Below are 986 nucleotides of genomic sequence, written 5' to 3'. Positions count from 1 at the left end.
TTGATACTAGAATCGATAAGGTTGAAAACAAGCTAGATAGTTTTAAAACAGAAGTCAAAACATATGTAATTATTCTTGCTGCTTTAATGTTTATTTTGCAGCCTACAATTTTTGATTTAATTAAATCTATTTTTAAATAATTTTTTAGAGAAGCAAGGTTTTATTCCTTGCTTGCTCAACCTTTTTTCTTTTAAAGTTCTTTGCGAAGAATTTCAAAAGAAAAAATTTGGTTTTTGAAATCAAAAGTATTTTTTGTTAGAATTTAAAAAAATAAAAAAGGCAAAAAATATGAAAGATGATAAAATCTTATTACCCCAAAAAAGTCAATTTGGTGATAAATTCTGGCTAATACGAGATAATTTAGCAGTTTGTGAAAATGGCAGAATTTTTAATTATGATGAGTTAGGAAAATTGATAGAAACTCAATACGAGTGCATTTTGGATAATGTTTCTAAAGCAAGTTCTAAAAAAATTTTAGCAAATATAATAGATTTAAAAAATATCATCATCGATGATTATTTTATAAACTTGATAGAACATACAATAGATGGTAATAAATTTGAATTTAGCCATGATATGAATTTAATCAAATATAAAGGCTATGTAGCAAATTTAAACACTTTAGAGATTGCAGGACTACCGCAAGAGATGGAAAAGGTAGGAGATGAACTGATTTTGCCTGATTTTCCAAAAAGACTAGATGAAAATCTTATAAGAGAGTTTCAAGCCCTGATAAAGTTAGTCTTTAGAAAGGATTGTAATAAAATTAAATTGTAGAAAACGCACTTTTTAACGAATAAACGCTCAGGTGAAGTGCTAAACCTTTATTTTAGCCTATTATTAATTGTTTTATGAAATTGTAATATTCTTTTACTTAAAAAAATATTATATTTTTAAATAATACTTTATTAAATATTTGCATGAAAAAATAAATATAAAATATTATGCAATATGTTTGAAGTTTTAGCCTATTATTAATTGTTTAT

General features: G+C 24.3%; 1 protein-coding gene. It reads left to right on the top strand.

Going from position 1 to position 986, the window contains the following annotated elements; genetic code table 11:
- Positions 1–288 precede the first annotated feature (288 nt).
- Positions 289–777: a hypothetical protein gene (locus tag CCO88_RS09835; RefSeq protein ID WP_002840884.1), complete on the top strand. Its 489-nt coding sequence runs from the start codon at positions 289–291 to the stop codon at positions 775–777.
- The last annotated feature ends 209 nt before the right edge of the window (positions 778–986 follow it).

The sequence above is a fragment of the Campylobacter coli LMG 9860 genome, assembly GCF_000254135.1.
Taxonomy (GTDB): Bacteria; Campylobacterota; Campylobacteria; order Campylobacterales; family Campylobacteraceae; genus Campylobacter_D; species Campylobacter_D coli.
Note: the sequence above shows the minus strand (reverse complement) of the source record. Positions and strands in the feature narration are given on the sequence as shown.

Coding starts and splice junctions, on each gene's coding strand:
- CCO88_RS09835 (WP_002840884.1), top strand. CDS start 289: ATGAAAGATGATAAAATCTTATTACCCCAAAAAAGTCAATTTGGTGAT.